Genomic DNA, 20,842 nt, shown 5'->3' with positions numbered 1-20,842 from the left:
AGATGTGTATAAGAGACAGGTATCCGAGATCCGTGGCTATCTCACTCACCGATAGGGATCGGTCGAGTAGCTGCAGCATCGCGCGCTCGCGCAGGAATGCTTGGCGCAACTCGCGAAAGGTGGTCTCCTCTTCGGAGAGGCGCCGCTTGAGTGTGCTGGTGGACATTGACAGCTCATGTGCGAACCAATGTTTACTTCGGCGTCCGGGCTCCTTCTGCAGCAGCCGTCTCACCTTCTCCGAGAACGACGTGGTTTCGCTCCGCTGGTCGAGAGTTCGCTGCAGATCGACGATGGCGAGTCGGTATGCGACGGGATCGGAGAACCGGCACACCTCGTTGAGCGTGTCCGCGGGAACATGGAGGAAGGACATCGGAGCGTCGAAGAACAGGCGCCCGGCGGTAAGGTCGTCCTCGCGATCTTTCAAGGCGGCGGGCGCTGGCCAACTCAAGTGGAGTGTGAGGGTCGGCGCCGCACGGACGAGCATGTCCAGCAGTCGCAACAACGCCAACCCGGCGTACGTGACGGCGAGGCAGTCCAGGGCCCGATCGCTGGTGTGTCCCCAGAGCCCGACGGTGAGGCCTTGGTCATCTGGATGAAACTGTGCTTTGACAGCCGTCGTGATCAACGGCAGATAAGTCAGCAGCTCTACGATCTCGGCCACTGAGCCCGCGCTGACCAGCGGAACACTCAGCGGGCCGAAGGACGTCAACTGTGCCTGTTCGGCTAACGCAAATCCGAGCAGCGTTGCCTGATCGATGTCTAGACCGGGGTACGCCTCACGAAACCACCGTAACGGGGCCTGGACATCACGCTGAATCAGCGTCGCCTCGTCGGTTCCTTCGCGAGCCATGATGTTGCGAAGCCGCGCGACGGCGTCTGGGTCAAACGCCGGGCTCTCGAGCATTTGCACGAATGCGAGTGGGGGCACACCCGCGTCATTGGGGTTCACTGACCATGGCCCCTTTGAGCCGAAATCACAAGTTTCTGACTCCGGCGAACATAGCCGCAGCGCTCATCTGGCGCAAGACTTGTGTCAAGTAACTGAGGACACGCAAGGAGCCTGGCTATGGCAGTTGTCACATTTGTCTCCCACGGCGGCGAGAAGTATGAGGCGCCTCTCGAGGAAGGTCAGTCACTGATGCGGGTCGCGACCAACAATGCGGTGCCCGGCATCGACGGCGACTGCGGAGGCGAAGCCGCGTGCGGCACCTGCCATGTGATCGTCGATCCGCAATGGTCCGATCGGGTCGGCCTCTCCGGGGCCAATGAAGAGGAGATGCTCGCGATGAACCCCGAGCGTCAGCCGACCTCCCGGCTGTCCTGCCAGATGCAGGTCTCTGAGGCGTGGGACGGTTTGATCGTCCATCTGCCCGAGTTCCAACTGTGATGACGAAAGAGAGGTGAGACGTGAGCAATATTCGCGAGGCAGTCACTGCCAAGGCTCAGGCAACAATTCCGATGGACCGAATAATCCAGGGCGCCCACCTCTACGACAGAACGCGGCGCTGGGTCACCGGCACCAACGGTGAAAAAATCTTCATCGAGCGACCGATCCCGCCGGCTGACGAGGTTGAACTGACCGACATCGACCTTAGCAATCCTTTCCTCTATCGTCAGGGTCGCTGGAAGTCCTATTACGAGCGCCTACGCAACGAGGCTCCCGTGCACTATCAGGCCCACAGCGCGTTCGGCCCGTTCTGGTCGGTGACGCGGCATGCCGACATCGTGGCCGTCGACAAGAACCACGAGGTCTTCTCCTCCGAGCCGTTCATCGTCATCGGGAGCCCGCCGCGCTTCCTCGACATTGCGATGTTCATCGCGATGGACCCCCCGAAACACGACCGGCAACGGCAGGCTGTCCAGGGTGTGGTCGCACCGAAGAACCTGCGTGAGATGGAGGGCCTCATCCGCGAGCGGGTGGTAGACGTGCTCGACGCTCTGCCGCTTGGCGAACCGTTCAACTGGGTGCAGCACGTCTCGATCGAGCTAACCGCGCGCATGCTGGCCACGCTGCTGGACTTCCCGTACGAGCAGCGGCGCAAGCTCGTCCAATGGTCCGATCTCGCCACCTCCATGGAGCAAGCCAACGGTGGGCCCTCGGACAACGACGAGATATTTCGCGGCATGGTCGATATGGCTAGAGGTCTCAGCGCTCACTGGCGGGACAAGGCAGCCCGGAAAGCTGCCGGAGAGCTGCCCGGCTTCGATCTGATCACCATGTTGCAGAGCGACGAGAGCACCAAGGACCTGATCGATCGCCCGATGGAGTTCTTGGGCAACTTGGTATTGCTGATCGTGGGTGGCAACGATACGACCCGCAATTCCATGAGCGGTGGTGTTCTGGCGCTGAACGAGTTCCCTGACCAGTTTGAGAAGCTGAAGGCGAACCCCGAGCTGATCCCCAACATGGTCTCGGAGATCATCCGGTGGCAAACCCCGCTCGCGCATATGCGCCGGATCGCCAAGGCCGACACTGTGCTCAACGGGCAGTTCATCCGCAAGGGCGATAAGGTCCTGATGTGGTACGCCTCGGGCAACCGCGACGAGCGCGTGTTCGATCGGCCCGATGACCTGATTATCGACCGGGCCAACGCCCGTAACCACATCTCCTTCGGTTTCGGCGTGCACCGCTGTATGGGTAACCGGCTGGCCGAGATGCAGTTGCGGATCCTGTGGGAGGAGCTGCTTCCGCGGTTCGAGAACATCGAGGTCGTCGGTGAGCCCGAGTACGTGCAGTCCAACTTCGTGAGGGGGATCAGTAAGCTGATGGTCCGCCTCATCCCGAAAGGTGGCGCATGACCGTGCAGCGAGCGGTCATCGCGGGGGCCAGCCACGCGGGCACCCAGCTCGCCGCCAGTCTTCGCCGAGAAGGGTGGGACGGCGAGATCGTCCTCGTCGGCGATGAGTCGGCGTTGCCCTACCAGCGGCCCCCGCTGTCCAAGTCGTACCTGGCCGACAAATGCGAACTGGCCGAACTCGCGATCCGCAACTCGGATTTCTACGCCAAGCAGCGGATCCGACTCCTGGATGCGACGGTGGCGGCGATCGACCGCTCGGCTGGTCATGTCGTGCTGAGTACCGGCGACGCACTGCCCTACGACAAGCTCGCGCTGTGCACTGGCGCCCGGCCTCGTCGGCTCCCCACCCCGGGAGCGGACCTGGCCGGAGTCTTCTACCTACGCACCGCCGCGGACGGCGAGATGATCCGAGAGGCCGCCGGCCCCGGGCGTCGGGCGGTGATCGTGGGCGGCGGCTACATCGGACTGGAGACAGCCGCCTCGTTGCGTGCACTGGGTCTGGAGGTCACCCTGCTCGAGGCGACCGGGCGCGTCCTTGAACGGGTCACCGCCCCGGAGGTATCGGAGTTCTTCGACCGGATCCACCGGGAGGAGGGCGTCAACATCCGGACGGGCACGCTGGTCGAGGCTCTGTCCGGCGACGGCAGGGTCCGCGAAGTAATCCTGGCCAGTGGCGAATCAATTCCCGCCGACCTCGTCATTGTCGGCATCGGCGTGGAGCCGAACACCGAGCTCGCCGCCACCGCGGGCCTGGTCGTCGACAACGGCGTCGTGATCGACGATCGGGCCCGGACTAGCGACCCCGACATCGTGGCCGCCGGGGACTGCGCCAGCCACGACATGGCCCGTTACGGCCGTCGCATCCGCCTGGAGTCCGTGCCGAGCGCGGCCGAGCAGGCCAAGGTCGCCGCCGCGACCGTCTGTGGGAAGTCCAAGAAGATTGCGGCCCTTCCATGGTTCTGGTCAGATCAATACGACCTCAAGCTCCAGATCGCCGGTCTCAACACCGGGTACGACGAGGTCGTCCTCAGCGGCGACCCGACCCGGGACCGCGACTTCACCTGCTTCTACCTCCGTGCCGGCGAGCTCATTGCCGCCGACTGCATCAACCGTCCCCGCGACTTCATGTTCAGCAAGCGGGTCATCACGCAGCAAGTCGCCGTCGAACGGGCCGAACTGGTGCTCGCCGGCTCGGACTGAGGTGCCGGCGGTGCGTAGGCGGTGGGAACGACGACGGCGGATGCGACGCGTGTCTTGGAGAGGTACTTCAGTGACAATTGCCATCCAGCCCCGCTGGCAAAGGAACGCTAGCGGCTGCCCGGCGGTCGCCTTGGCGCAGCGCATCAGGACCTAGTGGGGTTTCCCAACGAGCATGACGATTCTTTCCGGAGGAGCAGCGTCAGAAGTCGGTGCCTGTTCTGTTCTGTTCTGTTCTGACAATGAGGTTAGTTGAGGTTGACGGTGGCGGTATTTAGGGACGAGGACGAGGTCTATGCCTTCCTGGGCGGGATCTTTCGGCGGGGTTTGGAGAAGGAAGGTCTGGCGGACAAGCTCGCGAATTCGGGTGTGGTGTTGCGGGTGCATTACACAGATCCGGATGCGGTTGTGACGGTGGACATGCCGAACAAGGTGGTGGAGACCGGAGCGGCCAGTACCGCGGTGCCCAACGTGGAGTTGTTCATGTCGGCAGACACGGGGAACAAGTTCTGGTTGGGGAAGGTGAACTTGACGATGGCGATGGCCAAGGGAACGGTACGTGCGAAAGGTCCGGTGCCGAAGTTGATCAAGTTGATCCCGCAGGCCAAGAACCTGTTCCCCGAGTACCGGTTGATGCTGGAGAGCCAGAATCGGCAGGACCTCATCGATGCGTGACCCTCGCCTCACCGCGGGCTGTAGGGCGGGTGTGCGATGAGGAGCACGATGCAGGACGTTGCGTTGACTGTGCCCGCGATCGTGGCCCATGCTTCGGCAGTTCATGGCGATCGCGAGGTGCTGACTGCGCGCGGACCCCGGCAGATCTCTGGGGTGTCCTATCGCGAGGTGGGTGAGCGTGCGGCACGGTTGGCAAATGCTCTGCGCCAGATCGGCATCCGTGGAGATGAGCGTGTCGCGACGTTACAGTGGAGCAACCAGGAGCATCTGGACTGTTACGCGGCGGTGCCGTCGATGGGCGCGGTGCTGCATACGTTGAACCTGCGGCTGCCGCCGGAACAGCTGACGTGGATCGCCAATCATGCCGAGGATCGGGTGATCATCGTCGACAGTACGGTGCTGGCCCTTTTGGCGGCGGCGTTGCCGTCGATGACCTCGGTGCGCACGGTGCTAGTGACCGGAACCGGCGATCTTGCCGCGGTCGAGGGGTGCGGAAAGGACGTCCTACGGTACGACGATGTGGTGGCCGCCCAGTCGAGTACGTTCGACTGGCCCGACGTCGACGAGCAGTCGGCCGCAGCGATGTGCTATACGAGCGGTACCACCGGGCATCCGAAAGGTGTTGTCTACAGCCATCGTTCGACGTGGTTGCACTCGCAGGCGGCGTGCACTTCGAATGCCTTGGGCATCGGTCATGACGACACGGTGTTGGCGATCGTTCCGATGTTCCACGCCAACGCGTGGGGGTTGCCGTATGCGGCGATGATGGCCGGCGCGCAGCTTCTGCTGCCTGACCGTTTCCTGCAGGCGGGGCCTCTAGTGGAGATGATCGAGGCGGTGCGACCGACGATGGCGGGGGCGGTGCCGACGATCTGGACCGATGTTCTGCACTACCTGCGCGACAATCCCGGCCATGACGTGAGTTCGCTGAAGATGGTGGCCTGCGGTGGTTCGGCGGTTCCGCGGTCGTTGATGACCGCCTATGACGAGCTGGGCATCCGCATTGTGCAGGCTTGGGGGATGACTGAGACTTCCCCGCTGGCCTCGGTCGCTCTGCCGCGGAGTTCTGATACCCCGGAGAGGTCGCTTCACCTGCGCGCAACCCAGGGCCGGGTGGTGGCCGGTGTGCAGGCCCGCATCGTCGATGACAGCGGTGCAGAACAACCGTGGGACGGAAAATCGGTGGGGGAGATTCAAGTCCGCGGCCCGTGGATCACTCAGTCGTATTACGAGAATGACAGTCCGGCGGCGTCGCCGGACGGGTGGTTGCGTACCGGGGACGTCGGGACGATCAGCGCGGACGCGTTCATCGCGCTGACCGACCGCTCCAAGGATGTCATCAAGTCCGGGGGCGAATGGATCTCCTCGGTGGAATTGGAGAACGAGTTGGCCGCTCACCCTGCGGTGCGCACCGCCACGGTGATTGGAGTGCCCGACGACAAGTGGCAGGAACGGCCGCTGGCGGTGGTCGTCCTGGCTGCCGACCGCACCGCCACCGCGGCGGAGCTGACCGAATTTCTGCGTGCGCGGGTGGCCAAGTGGTGGCTACCGGAACGGTGGGCGTTCGTCACCGACATTCCGCTGACTTCCACTGGCAAGTTCGACAAGAAGAAGCTGCGCCGCCAGTTCGGCGACGGTGACCTCATCATCGAGACGCTGGCGTGAATCATCAATCCACTGCGACCGAAACACTGACGTTAAGGAGACACATATGAAGACACGTGCTGCAGTGCTGTGGGGCCTAGGAGAAAAGTGGGAAGTCGAGGACATCGAGTTGGATCCTCCCGGCCCCGATGAAGTGCTCGTCCAGCTGACCGCGACCGGGTTGTGCCATTCCGACGAACACCTCGTGACCGGCGACCTGCCCATTCCGCTGCCCGTCGTCGGTGGCCACGAGGGTGCCGGCACCGTGGTCGAAGTGGGTGCGGGTGTCGAGAACGTCGCCGAGGGCGATTCGGTGATCCTGACGTTCCTGCCGTCGTGTGGGCACTGTTCCTATTGCGCGCGGGGGATGGGGAACATGTGCGACTTGGGTGCCGCGCTCATGATGGGACCCCAGATCGACGGCACTTACCGTTTCCATGCCCGGGGTGAGGACGTCGGCCAGATGTGCCTGCTGGGCACGTTCTCGGAATACACCGTGGTCCCCAAGGCGTCTCTGGTCAAAATCGACCAGGGGACACCGCTGGACAAGGCGGCGTTGATCGGGTGTGGTGTGACGACCGGGTACGGGTCGGCGGTGCGCACCGGTGAGGTGCGTGCCGGGGATACCGTGGTAGTGATCGGAGCCGGTGGCATCGGCATGAATGCGATTCAGGGTGCCCGCATCGCGGGCGCGTTGAACATCGTGGCTGTCGATCCGGTGGCGTTCAAGCGTGAACAAGCCGGCGGTTTCGGTGCGACGCATGCCGTTGCCACGATCGACGAGGCCTGGTCACTGATCAGTGACATCACCCGCGGCAAACTCGCCGATGTCTGCGTCTTGACCACCGATGTCGCCGAAGGGTCCTACATCGGCGAGGCGCTGTCCTTGGTCGGTAAACGCGGCCGTGTGGTCGTTACCGCGATCGGGCACCCCGAAGACACCTCGATGTCGGGTTCACTGCTGGAATTGACGCTGTATGAAAAGCAGATCCGCGGCGCTCTGTACGGTTCGTCGAACGCCGCCCACGACATCCCGCGGCTCGTCGAGCTCTACAACGCCGGACACCTCAAGCTGGATGAGCTGATCACCCGTGAGTACACCCTCGATCAGATCAACGAAGGCTACGCGGATATGCGATCGGGCCGCAACATCCGAGGACTCATCCGATTCTGATAAAGCAGCCGAAGCGCGGGAGCGCGACCACGGGAGCAAGCGAGCTGAGTACAACGGTTGAGTGCTGCGCGTCTGTGGCTCTTACCGTTGACGTGTTGATGCAGGACTAGCGATCGAAAGTCAATGTGCCCCATCGCCATAGGCGGTCGAGATGCGCGGCTGAGGTTGGCTGCGGTCACGCGTGTTGGTGTTGGCACCTACTGTCAGCCGGGAAGCCGTGATGAAACGTAGCTTTTGACGAGTCTCAACAGTGCTACTGACAAGAGAGGAAGCGGCGATGACGAGGATTCAAATTCCCTATCCCCATAGGAGGGGAGGGCACTGTGGTTCCGGTGCGCTTCGTGACCTTACTGAATGGGCCCAACTCGGATGGGGGACAGAAGCACTCAGTGAAGGATTGGTCTTCACCCTCGGCGGAGCCTTGGACTTCTCGTACGTCCGCTCTACGCAGTTGTTCCCCCAGGTGTACCTGGTAGGACGAGGAAGCGACCTGGAACAAGATTACCTCTCCCGGGTTGGCGCAAAGTTCGTCGTGCGATCGACCGATGACCCGGACGTGGGATGGGCATTTGTGACCGACGAAATCGACAAAGGTCGACCCGTCATGGTCTGGGCTGACATCGGCGAACTTCCTTACCTGCGCGTCCGATTGCACATGAGCCGTCACGACATTGTCATCACCGGATACGATGACGAACAACGGGTCGCCTATGTGGTCGATAATGACCGCGAGACAACCCAGACGGTGGCCTACGACGACCTACGCCGGGCGCGGTCCTCGGTCGGGTTTCCCACACCTACCCGGCACACCACATATCACGTCGACTGGCCAGAGCGAGTGCCAGACCTTGGGCCGATCGCGGCCGCTTCACTCGCCGCGAGCGCAGCGTTCATGCGCGGCGGTGCCGTAGGTGCGCCGCTACTGCGCATCGAGGCAGCTGAAGTCGAATCTTCCGGTTTGAAGGGTGTGCAGGACTTCGCCGATGACGTAGGGCATTGGCCAACGCTGTTCGATGACGATGCCCTGACCGCGGCATTGTTCGGGCTCGGGGCGTTCATCGAGAAAGCCGGTACCGGCGGCGGGCTCTTTCGTACGCTGCAGGCACACGGTTGCCAGAACATCGCCGATCTCCTAGATGACGCCGCCACTGCCGAAGCGGCTGCCGCGGCCCGACATGCTTCCAAAGCGTGGTCTACGCTTGCGGCCGCAGCCACGGATGCCGGCACATCGCTACGGAGTCGTAGTCTAGCTGCGGCCAAAGTCGCCGCGACGATCCCGGACGCCGAAACGCGCCTCGTCGAAGCCCTCGAAACGGCCAGTCGATCCGTTGGCACTGTCGATACCGGCATCGAAGCTCATCTGAAAGGCTATCTGTGAGTGGCACTTCAAACCAATCGAGTTTCCTGGAGACTACTGGTTTCTCGATTGGCAGCATGACGATGTTCAGCGCTTCGCCCAGAACGCGGTCGGTGACGTTCGTGACCCTTGTGCAGAAGGCGAGGTTGACCGTCACCGCTGTGGGGGACAGGATTTGGTATGACCCCTATAGCACCGACGACGACCCCGAGCATTATCGGGCGAGCTATGCGGCGACAGCGTCGAGGGCGTATTGCGGGGCAGGACCAAATGGCTGATAGTGACCGAACTGGAAGGTGTACCGCAGCGATGATCTCGGCGGGCTAACGAGTCCTTTACATACTGTCTTCCGGCGATCAGCCCAGCCGACGTCGGCGCAGTTCTTCAGTCGCATGGTGGTCCATGCACTGCGTGGTCCTATTTAGGAGGATTTCGTCATCGACGAGCAAGCAGAAGATTCGGCCATCGCGTGGTGGCATAACTTTCAGAATCGTGTTATCGCCGCCGACGGCGACTACCTCGATGCGCACCATCCGTGGTGCCTTGGTTGCGGCACAGACAATCCGCACGGTCATCGCCTGCGAGCGCGTCGGCGTGGCGACGGGGTGGGCGCCAGGCATATCTTCGACGGCCGACATCGCGGCGCACCCGGGATCGCACATGGCGGCGCAGTCATGACGGTTCTTGACGACACGGTGGGCATGCTGCTCTACGTCGTCGGTGAGATGGCCGTCACCCGTAAGCTCGACACCGAGTTCTTCGCGCCGGTATTGCTGGGGGTTCCCTACGAGGTCAGCGCGGAGCTCGTGTCCAGAACCGGCCGGAAACTCGAAGTGCGGGCAGAATTGCGCGAGGAAGCCACCGGCCAGCTGGTCGCGTCCGCGTCCGGGTTATTCGTCGTCGTCACGCTGGATCACTTCACTAGCTCCATACAGAAGGCGTCGTCAATACGCTGCACTGCGCGACCACCCTGGGAGGGATGACGCAACCCGTAAATCTGCTCATTTTTCAACCGGCGCAGGCTGCTCGGATTAAACCGGGGCCGACAGGCGGGTTTGCTAAGCAAACGCGTACTCGACCACATCGTGGTGTACCAGCCTTCGGTAGCGTGACGCCGCAGCGTGTCGGCGAAAAGACCGCCGGTCTCATCAGCTGTGGCCCGCAGGGGAGTTGATATCGACCTGGATGTGCGAAGCGGCCGGGTCAGGTTTCTGGCCGAGGGTATACAGGCCAAGACTGCCGAGAAAACCCGCACAATGCTCGATAAGCACTTCGGTCGATAGGTTTAGTTGTCCGTCTATCCAGCGACGGAGAATCTCGAACAGGCCCCCGACACCGTAGGTAGCGGCGAGATCTGCGACCTGAATCACCTCGCTGGGTATATCGAGATGCAGGCGGGCCTCTCTGAGGACGAGCTCCGCAAATTCGGACATCAGTTCGCTTCGCAGCTGCCGAAGCAGGGGTTCAGCGCCCGATTCGACAAACAATATGCGGGCCATGCTGGGATCGTTCTCGATCATCTGAACCAGGGCCTTTATCGGAGCGTAAGCGAGTTCTTGAGGAGCAACGGTGTCATCCGGTATCGCCTTGGTGATCACGGCTTGGAAGGTGGTGGAGATCTTGGTGAACATCGCACGCAGGAGCGCGTCTCTGTCGCGAAACTGCTGGTAGAAGTACCGGCTCGTCACTCCTGACTCCGTACACACAGCGGTCACGGTGCACGCGGCGGCTCCCTGCTTGCCCATGAGCGCGACCGCGGCGTCAATCAGCAGTGCGCGGCGCTGCGCATCGCGTTGAGTTGCGGACAGCCCGCCATAAACACGTGCTGGACTCATGCCCTACATTCTGGCAGTCTCATGTGACAAGGCCTAAAGTCAGATCAGACTACGGAGGAAGGACCCCGTCAAGATGCCGGAAGATCGAGCCTCGACCAAGAGCCGTGTATTGCCAAAACCCCGGCGCGTTCGTTTCCCCATGCCCACCTCCACGAAGCGGCAACACTTCGTGGATGGCGACCTGGTGATGAGCCATTTCATCTCGGTGCTTTCTGCGACCTTCCCGGAAGGGGAAGACTTCTTCATCCGCTCGGTCAAGTATTTCCAGAGTTCCATCGACGATCCCCAATTGCTGACAGCGGTCAAGGGTTTCATCGGACAAGAGGCCACACACCGACACCAGCATCGGCTCCTCAACGAACGGCTCCAGGCCATGGGTTATCCGACCGCGCGGATCGACCGCCACGTCGCACGCCTGATCAAGCTATTGGAGCGGCGCTTTTCGCCAGAAATGCGGCTGTCGATGACCTCTGCATTGGAGCACTACACCGCGACGCTCGCTGAAATCATTCTCACCAGCGATGACGCCCAGAAGCTCATCGGACAGACAGAGGTTCGACCGATTCTGCTGTGGCATGCGTTCGAGGAGTCGGAGCACAAAGCCGTCGCCTTCGACGCCTATCGGCTGATTGGAGGCACCGAGCGCACCCGCGTACGGGGCATGCGGATCGCCTCTGCAATTCTGTTCGGCGAACTCATTCTGCAGACTGCGCTTTCGATGGCCTCTGACAAGGCCTCGTATAACCCGGTCACGTTGGTGCGTAGCCTACATCGCTTCAGTCGCACCCCGATGTTCACCGCCGATGCGCTGCAGCGATTCCGTTCGTACAACCGCCCCGGCTTCCACCCTGATGATTGGGACAGTGCCGCGGTCCTGGAGCGATGGAGCAAGGAACTGTTCGACCAAGACGGCTCACAGAAGGTCATCGCTCAGCCTGGGTAGCAAAAGTGCGTGAGGAGGGCGACGCAGAAAGACACTGTTTCTGCGTCGTTCCTCCAAACAAACGACAGCGCGCCTGTCGTCACGGATTGGATGCCCGGTGGCGGGTCAAGGCGACAGTCATACAGACAAATGCAGTCGGCCTCGAAACTCACGGAAAGGTTAAGCCTCAGCCGCTGACGACGTAGCGTTGAGCCAAGGTTTCAGCCAGTCGGCTAGTGTGCGCGACCACTTCCTTTTCGGTCACCGCAAGCAAACCGGAGTGCCAGGCCGTGATGACTTCGACGAACCCCCCCACCGCAACCAAAGTGTCCATACGAAGGGCCGTCTCGTCGGCGTCTTCTCTGAGATGTGGCCGGCTTGCCTCGACGACCAACTGCGTTGCCTCCTGCAGCGCCACAGCGCGGCGATCTTGCAGCGGTGAGCTACCTACATGCTGAGCGAGGAGGATGTGCGCCCGGCCAGGATCGCGTGCGATCCGGTCAACCACGATGGCGATCGCCGCGGTGATGGTTTCGATCGGCGGCCGATCCACACGCTCGTCGAAGAGCGCGGAAACCTCGCCGAGCATGTCATTGCGAACGCCATCCCACGCTGCGACGAGAAGATCCTCGCGCGTCTTGAAGTCCTCGTAGAAGTATCGATCGTTGAGCCCTGTCCGGGCGCAAACGCCGCGCATAGTCACTGCGGCCCAACCGCTCTCACTCCAAATCTCGGTCGCAGCCTCGATCAATTGCTGCCGTCGCTCTGCTCGACGCTCAGCACCGGTCCGACCACCCCAGACCTTGCTTCTCGACCTCACCTCACCATCTTGACAAAACGTCGGGCTCACGCCCAAACTGGTGGCATGCGACCCCAATGGTGGCTGATGCCCCCAAATGAATATCCTCCCGCACCGGAAATCAGTGTCGCGATCCAAAGGGCAAGCAGATGAGGTTCTTGCCGTTCGGTAATTCACCAGGTAGAACCCACCGCGCCCACGCAGTAGTCACAGGCGCAGGGAGCGGTATCGGCCGCGCGTTCGCCGTTGAGCTTGCTCGCAGAGGTGGACGTGTTGTGTGTGCGGACAAAGACCCCATCACTGCGAAGGAGTCGGCCGAGATGGTGAGGCAGGCCGGCGGCGAGGGTTTCGACGTCGTATGCGACGTCACCGAACTTGAGCAGGTCCGTAACCTCGCTGATGCCAGTGAAGACTGGTTCGGCAAGGCGGCGAGTCTGGTGATCAACAACGCCGGAATCGGTGCCGGCGGCAATCGCATCGGCGATACGTCGGTCGAGGACTGGAACGCTGCGATTTCTGTCAACCTTTGGGGTGTTATCTACGGTTGCGAGACTTTTGTTCCTCGCCTCCGGAGCAACGGCCGGGGCGGAGTGATCAATGTGGCGTCCGCCGCAAGTTTCGGCTCGGCGCCCCGAATGGGCGCATACAACGTGAGTAAGGCCGGCGTGCTCGCTCTGTCCGAGACATTGGCGGCCGAACTCAGCGGTACCAACGTCAACGTCACAGTGCTTTGCCCCACCTTCGTCAAGACGAACATCGCCAATAATCCTCAGATTGAGGAGTCGGCGGCGAGACTCGCGACCAACCTGATGAGGTGGACCGGCATTTCGCCGGATCAAGTGGCTCGAACGACTCTGAACGCGCACGATCGCGGACAAATCTATGTCGTGCCCCAACTGGACGCGAAAATTTTGTGGCAACTGAAAAGAGCTTTACCCGGTCCGTTTACGCGCGCGTTGGGGCTGGTGGAGCGCATGGCCTCGTGGAACGATCCAGCCGACCAGAGGGAGCAGTGAAATGGCGTTCGCATATAGCGACATGCTCGAGACGATCAAGAACAAGCAATGGGCTCTCGCCGATATCGATTGGGACGCCCCTGGTGCGGAGTTGATCACCGACGAACAGCGTCCCAAACTCAAGCAATTCATGTCCGACGTGGTGTGGATTGAGCATGTCGGAGCGCGCGCCTTTGCTGCGATGGCCCCGAAGGCGCCCTTCGAAGCGCTCGGAGACATTTACCGTTACTTTCACGCCGAGGAGCAGCGTCACGCCAACGCCGAACTTGCTCTGATGCGTCGCTGGGGCATGATCGAGGAAGGCGAAAAGCCTGTACCGAATAAGAACATCCGTCTCGTGATCGAGTGGCTAGATCGGTACGCTGAGGCTCTTCCCCTGACTGTCATCGGCGCCGCGATTCCCGCACTGGAGACCGCGCTGGACGGGGCCCTGCTGAAATTTCTCCTTGATGAGGTCGACGACCCAATTTGCGGGGAAGTATTCAATAAGGTCAACAGCGACGAATCGCGGCACCTTGCAGTAGGTTTTCAAGTCCTGAATGACCTCGGCGCCAGTCCCATGCGAATCCATGCAATCCAAACGGTCGGCGCTGTGATGGACCCCCGTATTCTCACTGGCGCGTTGCTGTATATACCGCTTCTCACGCGCATGTTGATGAATCTCAACGCGATGGGGCTATCCGAAGAGAAGCTGTACAACGCGGTGACGCGATATGGCAATGTCGGGGACCGCAGTGAGCACACGCGGAGGGTGCCTGGATATCACATCTTGAAGGCCCACATGTCCTCCTCGATCAAGCGGTCCCAACCCCTTCACTTCGTTTCCCAGCGCTTAGGCAATGCGATCGACATCTTCCCCGTGCAAGTACTCGGGCGACCGCCTTCATGGACGGATGAACTGACCTATGAACCGGTCGCTAAATGACGGACACGGTAACGACTTTGATCGTCGGCGCCGGCTTCGCGGGTATCGGTACGGCGATGAGAATGCTTCAAGCGGGCATTAACGACTTTGTCATCTTGGAGCGATCACATCGCATCGGGGGCACCTGGCGTGACAACACTTACCCCGGCGCCGCCTGCGACATTCCGTCATTGCTGTACTCCTACTCGTTCGAGCCGAACCCAGGCTGGACTCGCGCATACTCGGGGAGCGCAGAGATCCTCGCCTATATCGACGCGATTGTCGCGAAATACGATCTTGGGAGGTTCATTCATTTCGGTGCGGACGTGAGTGCACTGGAATTCGACGAGGATGCCGGAGAGTGGGTTGTCGACACGACCGGCGGCAGGCGGTATAGGGGCCGTTCAGTCGTGATGGCTAGCGGACCACTTGCTGACGCCAGTTTCCCGGATATTCGTGGCATCGAGTCGTACGAGGGGAAAAAGATTCACAGTGCTCGGTGGGACCACTCCTATGACATGAGCGGTAAGAGGGTGGCGGTTATCGGGACCGGGGCGAGCGCTGTGCAGATCGTTCCCGAATTGGTCCAGTTGGCGGCGTCGGTCAAGGTGTTTCAGAGGACGCCCGGCTGGGTCCTACCGAGGGTGAATTTCCGGCATCCGGCCTGGGCGCGTTCGACTTTCAAGCGCATGCCGGCAACCGAACAGGCCCTACGAGGTGCGTGGTTCTGGGCGCATGAGGTCATGGCCGTGGGCATGGTTTGGGATACCGCTGCCACATCTGTCATCCAAGCGGCCGCGAAGGCGAATCTGCGTCGGCAGGTGAAGGATACCTGGTTGAGACGTCAGCTAACACCGCAGTTCAGACCTGGGTGCAAACGCATGCTTATGACTAACGACTATTACCCTGCTCTCCAGGCCGATAACTGCAAACTCGTCAGCTGGCCGATCGCCACACTGGCTCCGAACGGAATTCGAACCGCCGACGGCATCGAGCATGAGGTGGACTGCATAGTATTCGCGACAGGCTTCGATGTGTGTAAACGCGGTACGCCATTTCCGATCCGAGGGCGCGACGGACGAAAACTCGAAGACGCGTGGTCTGAGGGGAGATTTGCCTACAAGAGCGTGAGTGTGGCCGGCTATCCGAATTTGTTCTTCACTTTCGGGCCTAATTCCGGTCCTGGCCACAACTCTGCCCTTCTATATATGGAGGCAGCAATCGATTACATCGTAAAAGCGATCGAGCTCTTGCGCGACGAAGGTAACGGAGTCCATACCCTGGATGTGAAAGAGGGTAGCCAAAACGCGTACCACTCCAATATTCAGCGGCGGTTACGACGCACGACATGGAACTCGGGTTGCAGCAGCTGGTATTTAACGGAGGACGGCTATAACGGCACGATGTATCCGGGCTTTGCGACTCAGTTCACCAGGGAACTGTCCCGTCTGGATATGCGGGATTACGACATCACTCGGCGTGACGATGCTGACCTGAAGTTGACACAAACACGCTGAACTGCAGCAGCGGATAGGGTAAACATCAAAGCGCACGTGAGGAAGTAATGGGTTCTGAGTCTGGGCAGCACTACAAAATTGTAATAGTCGGAGCCGGGTTTTCTGGGATTGGTACAGCCATCAGCCTGTTGAAGGCCGGATTTGCGGACTTTCTTATAGTCGATGACGCCGATGGCGTCGGCGGCACATGGCACTGGAATACGTATCCGGGAATAGCGGTCGATATTCCGTCCTATAGTTACCAGTTCTCTTATGAGATGCGAACATCCTGGTCACGTACTTACGCTCACGGGGATGAGTTGAAGGCTTATGCAGAGCGGTGTGTAGAAAAATACGGACTCCAAAATTACATCCGGTTCAACACGACTGTGGACGAAGCCTGTTTCGACGAAGGCGCCGCACTATGGCGGCTGAGCTGCTCCTCTGGTCAGAATCTGACCGCGCGTTTTGTGATAAATTGCTCTGGCGTTCTCAGTCGGCCGAAGTGGCCTGATATTCCAGGAGTGCGCGACTTCGCCGGCGTGACGCTGCATACGGCCAGATGGGACCACACGAAAGATCTCACCGGTAAGCGGGTGGCGGTGATCGGGACTGGGGCATCTGCGGTGCAGCTGATTCCCGAAATCGCGAAGATCGCATCAAGTCTGACGGTCTTCCAGCGAACGCCGATTTACTGCTTGCCGAAGCCGGATTTCTCCATACCGAGCTGGGCCGCGACAGTGATGCGGTTGGTGCCAGGGGCACAACTGATGACGCGCACTGCGAGTCAGGCGTTCGTCGAGTTCACATTTCCAATCGCAGCTCATTTTCACTCGTTGATCCCTGTGTCGGACCTCATGGAAGAGGCGGCGAAACGCTATATGCGTCGGGCGGTCGACGATCCGGTGACTCGAGACCAACTCATTCCTCGCTATTCGTTGGGTTGTAAGCGACCGAGTTTCCACAATTCCTATCTCGCAACGTACAACCGTCGCAATGTTTCGCTCGAGACCAGCGGCATCACCCATGTCGACCATGCCTCGGTTCACACGGAAGATGGCAAGAGTTATCCGATCGATGTCATGGTCTTGGCCACCGGGTTCAAAGTGATGGAGTCGGGCAATATGCCGACTTATGTGCTGAAGGGACGCGGTGGAGTGGAGCAGTCTGCCTGGTGGGATGAGCACCGCCTCCAAGCCTTCGAGGGTGTGAGCGTCCCAGGGTTCCCGAATCACTTCAATATCTTCGGTCCCTATGGTTACAACGGCTCCTCCTACTTCACACTCATCGAGGCGCAAAGTCGGCATATCGTCCGCTGTCTTCGTCGTGCGCGCACGCTGAAGGCTGATTACGTAGAGGTCAGACAGCAGGCGAACGACCGCTACTTCGCTGACATGGTTAACCGCCGACATCGACAGGTTTTCTGGCAGCCGAGCTGTTCCAATGCCAACAGTTACTATTTCGACAAACACGGCGATGTTCCGTTGCGTCCGTCAACGACCCTGGAGACTTACTGGCGTAGCCGCACCTTCCGGCTCTCCGATTACCGATTTGAACGTCGCGCAGAATCCGTGGGCGCACGGTGACCGACACTGATGCGACGGACCGGCGCCCCAGTCTTGCAAGTCATTTCGTGGCAATGACTTCGCGAAACACACTGCGTCCGCTGTCGCAACTCATCCCGTCGAACGCCCACGGCCTCGCGGTGATGGATCGCGTACTCCGGATGGCGCTTGTGGGATCGCGGCCCCGCCGAAGCGTGGCGGTTCGCACAATAGATACCGAGTTCGCCGGGAATCAGATACGCGGGGATTGGATCACTTCTCCTGCAGTCGATCCACACGCGGTTCCGTTGCTCTACATTCATGGCGGCGCCTACTCCATGTGCTCACCGGCTACCCACCGCGGCCTGCTCGGTGAACTTGCCTCCGCGAGCGGTCGGCCCATCTTTGCGGTGAGGTATCGGCTAGCTCCACGCTATCCCTTTCCCGCTGCCGCCGACGATGCACTGAACGCATACCGCTGGCTCGTCACAGGGCAGCCTTCGGCTTCCGGCGAACGCGGTGTTGCGGTGGCCGGGGACTCGGCGGGCGGCCAGCTCACGATGGCCACCGCCCTTGGCGCACGTAGTGACGGACTTCCGCTGCCGGATTCGATGCTTCTCATGTCTCCGGTCCTGGATCTGACATGTGAACTCGCGAGGGCACGCGAACTTCGCCGCCGTGATCCTTTCGCCTCTGCTCGGTCCGCGGCCCGCGCTCTTGACCTGTACGTGGCTGGTGCAGATCACCGCAATGAGCGAATCAGCGTGCTCGACGCAGACCTCAGGTCCATGCCACCGATCCTGATTCAGGTAGGCGGAAGAGAAATGTTGATCGATGACTCGAGGCATCTTGCCGACCGCCTCCGATCGGCCGGATCAAGCGTTGAGATACAGGTGTACCGGGGACAGATCCACGTGTTCCAAGCCATGTTCCGAATCCTGCCCGAGGCTCGTGAGGCGATCCACCGCGCTGGAAACTTCCTGAAAGCTTCGGCCCACCGGTGAAAGTGTTGGGACCGTGGATGCTCCACTGCCACCGCGCCATCAACTGCTTCTTAGCTGTCTCATGACAGGCGGCTTTGCGAGGGATCCTCGAGGACACGATCCGTCGATAGTGATCATCGGGGCCGGCGTCGCGGGTATCGCCATGGCCCATCAGCTGAAGAGGGACGGATTCACCAACTTCACCATGGTGGAAAAGGCTGCAGACATCGGCGGCGTCTGGCGCGACAACACCTATCCAGGAGCGGCTTGCGACGTGCCGTCAGCGTTGTACTCACTCTCGGACAAGCCCAACACTCGTTGGTCGAGACGTTATGCAGAACAGCCCGAGATACTCCAATATCTTCGCCGACTCGTCCTGGCCGACGGAATGGACCTGCAGCTGCGCACGCGGACCGAAGTCGTCGAGATGACCTTCGATGAACAGGCCGGCCGTTGGCGTTTGGTGACCGAATCCAGCGAGACGATCTGGTGCGATGTCGTGATTTCGGCCGTGGGGCAGCTCTCGCGACCTCATACGCCGAATATTGCCGGCGAAGACACCTTCGAGGGGCCGCGTTTTCATTCGGCGCGTTGGGACCATTCGGTATCGCTGCGCGGCAAGGAAGTAGCCGTCATCGGGACAGGCGCAAGCGCGATACAGTTTGTGCCATGGATCGCACACGAGGCACAGCGCGTAACGCTGTATCAGCGCACGGCGCCTTGGATTTTGCCGAAGTGGGACAGCAGGTACGGACGTCTTCACCAACAGCTGATTAAGGTTCTGCCGCTGTGGCCGCGTCTTGAGCGTTTCGCGGTATGGCTGATTTTTGAAGTGCTCGCAGTGACGTTGGTCGACGCGAAGCCCTTGTCACGCATTCTCGGCGCGGTCGCCCGCTACCACCTCCATCGGCAGGTTGCCGATCCAATGCTGCGCCGGCAACTCACGCCATCAGATGCGCCGGGGTGCAAGCGGGTGTTGTTCTCGAATGATTACTACCCCGCGATTGCCAACGGTGAAGTCTCGTTGGTGACCAACGCGGTTGCGAAGCTTTGCGACAAGGGAGTCGTGACCGACGATGGCGTACTCCACCACGCGGACGTCGTCATTTACGGAACAGGTTTCCGCGCTACCGACTTCCTCGCCCCGATGCGTGTTCGCGGCTGGGGCGGAGTGACTCTGGACGAGGTGTGGGGGACGCAGGCGCACGCATACCTGGGCATTACAGTCCCGATGTTCCCGAATCTCTTTCTCCTCTATGGCCCGAACACGAACGTCGGTTCCGGGTCGATCATTTACATGATCGAGTCTCAGGTCCGCTATGTCGGTGCCCTCATCAAGATTTTGGCGAGTGCCCCAGGGCGTACGGTCGACGTCAGGCCAGACATCGAGCAAAGCTACAACACACGATTGGGCCGGCGGCTGCGAAGGTCGGTGTGGGCGCTTTGCGCGAGCTGGTACACGACCTCGAGTGGCGCGATCCCGACGAACTGGCCTGGGCCTACATTTGCCTACCGGATCCTCACCCGCAAACCACGCAATCACGATTATCTATTCAGGCACGTTGAACGCCTTCAGTTAGACGGCCCGAGTGAGAACGGCGCGAGGCTGCGCAGATGATCCGGGTCGCAGGCGGTGTCTAACATTTCACTGTTCATTGTTCGAATATTGACATTCAGCACATCTATGTAAACTGTTACCAGATACCCGTGCAGCAGAGCGCCCAGGAGGCATCGTGGCTAATCAGCTTCTCGCACTCACGCGTCACCCCAAGGAGCGGTTGACGTCTGTCCTGTTGGCGCCCGCCCCCCGCGTCGTCGATGACAAATGGCGACAGTGGAGTCGGGACTGGAGAGTCCGGGAACTTGCGCTGGCCCCCGCCGGATCTGGGCTGAGAGCCGTCCTAGGGGACGCTGGACTCCCGTTGCTGGGGCACACTGTCGACTACATCCGATTTGGTTCAGAATTCAGTCGGGAGCGTTACGAACGTTTGGGCTCGGTGTCGTGGATGGGCGCATTCGGTACCAAAATGGTGGTCATCGCCGGTCCAGACGCAACGCGTGAGGCGTTCACAAGCGAAGCCAAGGCCTTTTCTCAGGATGGCTGGTCCTTCTTGATCGATGCTTTCTTCCATCGCGGGTTGATGCTCATGAGCTTCGACGAACATTTGATGCACCGGCGCATCATGCAGGAGGCGTTCACGCGTCCTCGCCTGACCGGATATGTCGGGCAGGTGGCCCCGTGCGTTCGCGCAGCCGTGCCCGCGTGGCCGACCGGTCCGTCGGTCCGGATCTACCCGTTGTTGAAGAATCTCACCCTCGATATTGCCACGGATGTCTTCATGGGTGGCCGCGGCAAGGACGAGAGCGCTGCTGTCAACGAGGCGTTCATTTCCACTGTTCGCGCGGCGAGTTCCTTTGTGCGAGTTCCACTCCCGGGCACCAGGTTCCGCGCCGGCGTGCATGGGCGGCGCGTGTTGGAGGCTGTCTCTTATACACAT

General features: G+C 60.8%; 20 protein-coding genes. 16 read left to right on the top strand and 4 right to left on the bottom strand.

The window, feature by feature from the left end; translation table 11 throughout:
• Window positions 1-949: AraC family transcriptional regulator ligand-binding domain-containing protein (locus LI94_RS12950; RefSeq protein WP_192830969.1), on the bottom strand; the 949-nt coding region annotated here is incomplete at its 3' end.
• Between the two features lie 117 nt (window positions 950-1,066).
• On the opposite strand from LI94_RS12950, the gene LI94_RS12945 reads away from it, so the two are divergent.
• The 7 genes from LI94_RS12945 to LI94_RS12915 all read left to right on the top strand — a co-directional run bounded on the left by LI94_RS12945 (window position 1,067) and on the right by LI94_RS12915 (window position 8,866).
• The gene (locus LI94_RS12945; RefSeq protein ID WP_012394830.1) at window positions 1,067-1,387 is read left to right on the top strand and encodes a 2Fe-2S iron-sulfur cluster-binding protein; all 321 of its coding nucleotides are present in this window, start codon (window positions 1,067-1,069) and stop codon (window positions 1,385-1,387) included.
• Window positions 1,388-1,458: 71 nt separating this feature from the next.
• Window positions 1,459-2,799, top strand: a complete 1,341-nt coding sequence (locus LI94_RS12940) for a cytochrome P450 (RefSeq protein WP_046285458.1) — start codon at window positions 1,459-1,461, stop codon at window positions 2,797-2,799.
• Window positions 2,796-3,998, top strand: coding sequence for an FAD-dependent oxidoreductase (locus LI94_RS12935; RefSeq protein ID WP_046285459.1), 1,203 nt, complete (start codon window positions 2,796-2,798; stop codon window positions 3,996-3,998). The genes LI94_RS12940 and LI94_RS12935 overlap by 4 nt, the downstream gene beginning before the upstream one ends.
• Window positions 3,999-4,259: 261 nt before the next feature.
• Window positions 4,260-4,670 carry an SCP2 sterol-binding domain-containing protein gene (locus LI94_RS12930; protein ID WP_016889191.1) on the top strand — a complete coding sequence of 137 codons (411 nt, stop codon included), beginning with the start codon at window positions 4,260-4,262 and terminating at the stop codon, window positions 4,668-4,670.
• A 48-nt stretch (window positions 4,671-4,718) separates the two neighbouring features.
• Window positions 4,719-6,335 (top strand): fatty acid--CoA ligase, encoded by a 1,617-nt coding sequence (locus LI94_RS12925; protein ID WP_081288818.1) that lies wholly within the window; start codon window positions 4,719-4,721, stop codon window positions 6,333-6,335.
• Between the two features lie 46 nt (window positions 6,336-6,381).
• A complete protein-coding gene (locus LI94_RS12920) occupies window positions 6,382-7,488 on the top strand; it encodes an NDMA-dependent alcohol dehydrogenase (protein ID WP_046188899.1) in 1,107 nt (368 codons plus the stop codon).
• A 277-nt stretch (window positions 7,489-7,765) separates the two neighbouring features.
• Window positions 7,766-8,866, top strand: coding sequence for a BtrH N-terminal domain-containing protein (locus LI94_RS12915; RefSeq protein ID WP_046285460.1), 1,101 nt, complete (start codon window positions 7,766-7,768; stop codon window positions 8,864-8,866).
• A 335-nt stretch (window positions 8,867-9,201) separates the two neighbouring features.
• Here the strand turns inward: LI94_RS12915 and LI94_RS25200 are convergent, their stop codons facing one another.
• On the bottom strand, window positions 9,202-9,483 hold the full coding sequence (locus tag LI94_RS25200) for a hypothetical protein (RefSeq protein ID WP_163648679.1): 282 nt from the start codon (window positions 9,481-9,483) through the stop codon (window positions 9,202-9,204).
• Here LI94_RS25200 and LI94_RS24955 point away from each other — a divergent pair.
• The gene (locus LI94_RS24955; protein ID WP_073916453.1) at window positions 9,451-9,828 is read left to right on the top strand and encodes a PaaI family thioesterase; all 378 of its coding nucleotides are present in this window, start codon (window positions 9,451-9,453) and stop codon (window positions 9,826-9,828) included. The genes LI94_RS25200 and LI94_RS24955 overlap by 33 nt on opposite strands.
• A 165-nt stretch (window positions 9,829-9,993) precedes the next feature.
• Here LI94_RS24955 and LI94_RS12895 read toward each other — a convergent pair whose 3' ends face one another.
• Window positions 9,994-10,680 carry a TetR/AcrR family transcriptional regulator gene (locus LI94_RS12895; protein WP_046285463.1) on the bottom strand — a complete coding sequence of 229 codons (687 nt, stop codon included), beginning with the start codon at window positions 10,678-10,680 and terminating at the stop codon, window positions 9,994-9,996.
• 73 nt (window positions 10,681-10,753) lie between these two features.
• Between LI94_RS12895 and LI94_RS12890 the strand changes: the two genes are divergently transcribed.
• Window positions 10,754-11,623 carry a metal-dependent hydrolase gene (locus tag LI94_RS12890; protein WP_046285464.1) on the top strand — a complete coding sequence of 290 codons (870 nt, stop codon included), beginning with the start codon at window positions 10,754-10,756 and terminating at the stop codon, window positions 11,621-11,623.
• A gap of 166 nt (window positions 11,624-11,789) precedes the next feature.
• Here LI94_RS12890 and LI94_RS12885 read toward each other — a convergent pair whose 3' ends face one another.
• Window positions 11,790-12,422 (bottom strand): TetR/AcrR family transcriptional regulator, encoded by a 633-nt coding sequence (locus LI94_RS12885; RefSeq protein ID WP_095562669.1) that lies wholly within the window; start codon window positions 12,420-12,422, stop codon window positions 11,790-11,792.
• Between the two features lie 128 nt (window positions 12,423-12,550).
• On the opposite strand from LI94_RS12885, the gene LI94_RS12880 reads away from it, so the two are divergent.
• From LI94_RS12880 to LI94_RS12850, 7 genes are all read left to right on the top strand, one after another.
• Window positions 12,551-13,417: an SDR family NAD(P)-dependent oxidoreductase gene (locus LI94_RS12880; protein WP_046285465.1), complete on the top strand. Its 867-nt coding sequence runs from the start codon at window positions 12,551-12,553 to the stop codon at window positions 13,415-13,417.
• Between the two features lies 1 nt (window position 13,418).
• On the top strand, window positions 13,419-14,342 hold the full coding sequence (locus LI94_RS12875; protein WP_046285466.1) for a hypothetical protein: 924 nt from the start codon (window positions 13,419-13,421) through the stop codon (window positions 14,340-14,342).
• Window positions 14,339-15,838 (top strand): NAD(P)/FAD-dependent oxidoreductase, encoded by a 1,500-nt coding sequence (locus tag LI94_RS12870; protein ID WP_046285467.1) that lies wholly within the window; start codon window positions 14,339-14,341, stop codon window positions 15,836-15,838. The genes LI94_RS12875 and LI94_RS12870 overlap by 4 nt, the downstream gene beginning before the upstream one ends.
• A 47-nt stretch (window positions 15,839-15,885) precedes the next feature.
• Window positions 15,886-17,403 (top strand): NAD(P)/FAD-dependent oxidoreductase, encoded by a 1,518-nt coding sequence (locus LI94_RS12865; RefSeq protein WP_046285468.1) that lies wholly within the window; start codon window positions 15,886-15,888, stop codon window positions 17,401-17,403.
• Window positions 17,400-18,365: an alpha/beta hydrolase gene (locus tag LI94_RS12860; protein ID WP_046285469.1), complete on the top strand. Its 966-nt coding sequence runs from the start codon at window positions 17,400-17,402 to the stop codon at window positions 18,363-18,365. Before LI94_RS12865 ends, LI94_RS12860 begins: the two co-directional genes overlap by 4 nt.
• 61 nt (window positions 18,366-18,426) lie before the next feature.
• Window positions 18,427-19,962: an NAD(P)/FAD-dependent oxidoreductase gene (locus LI94_RS12855; RefSeq protein ID WP_046285470.1), complete on the top strand. Its 1,536-nt coding sequence runs from the start codon at window positions 18,427-18,429 to the stop codon at window positions 19,960-19,962.
• 115 nt (window positions 19,963-20,077) lie between these two features.
• The coding region (locus LI94_RS12850) for a cytochrome P450 (protein ID WP_046301422.1) at window positions 20,078-20,842 on the top strand (765 nt) is incomplete at its 3' end.

The sequence above is a fragment of the Mycobacterium sp. UM_Kg27 genome (assembly GCF_000972905.1).
Lineage (GTDB): Bacteria > Actinomycetota > Actinomycetes > Mycobacteriales > Mycobacteriaceae > Mycobacterium.
This window is presented reverse-complemented; position numbering and strand designations above follow the sequence as displayed.